Genomic DNA, 733 nt, shown 5'->3' with positions numbered 1-733 from the left:
GCCGACGGGTCATCTCCGGCGTGATCCACTCACGGGCGTGCTGGTTGGCCATGTAGAGGACGGCCGGCCGGGAGCCGTCCTTGCTGGTGCGGGCGTGCTTGGTGAGCTTCAGGGCGAGGATGTCCTTGCCCTGGATCGTCTTCCCGATGGAGACGACCTTGGTGAGGGAGGGATTGCGCTGCGCGGTGCGCAGGATCTCCTCCTTGAGGCCGCCCGTGCCGCTGTACGGCCGGAACACGCCCTCGGCGGCGTCCGCCACGCGCTTCTCGGCCCGGGCGGGAAGCGTGTGCTCGGTGAGGTCGACGCCCTGTTGCTCCAGCTTCCGGGCCTGACCCTCGGTGAGGTACACCTCGACGGCGGCCGTGCCCCGCTCGGGCACCCGCTCGCCGAGTTCGTGACCGTCCAGCCCCGCCGCCAGCAGCAGGGGTACCTGCTGCCGTGTGACGTCGGCGCGGTAGACCTTGACCTCGCCGGGATCACCGGGCGAGGGCGGTGCAGGCTGTGCCTGGGCGACAGGTGCGAAGCCGGCTCCGCCGAGCAGGAGCGTGCCGACAGCGAGGATCGATCTCGCTCTTCGTCTCATGAGCCCCCCTGAAAGAGGTCCGCCACGGCGGCGAACAGATGCCAGGCTCATGACACAACATGATCGAGTCAAGGGCGCCGCCACGACACAGGGAACCGGCGCCGGTCACCCAAGTGGGCGGCGGCGCCGGTGTTCTGATCGGGTGTCGGT

The 733-nt window shown here is 69.8% G+C and carries 1 protein-coding gene; it reads right to left on the bottom strand.

Annotation, left to right across the window (positions count from 1 at the left end; all coding sequences use genetic code 11):
* The coding region (locus LPA54_RS33920) for a M14 family zinc carboxypeptidase (RefSeq protein WP_267487942.1) at nt 1-583 on the bottom strand (583 nt) is incomplete at its 3' end.
* Nucleotides 584-733: the final 150 nt, after the last annotated feature.

Origin of the sequence: Streptomyces sp. DH12, from assembly GCF_020873895.1 — a bacterium.
Taxonomy (GTDB): domain Bacteria; phylum Actinomycetota; class Actinomycetes; order Streptomycetales; family Streptomycetaceae; genus Streptomyces.
Note: the sequence above shows the minus strand (reverse complement) of the source record. Positions and strands in the feature narration are given on the sequence as shown.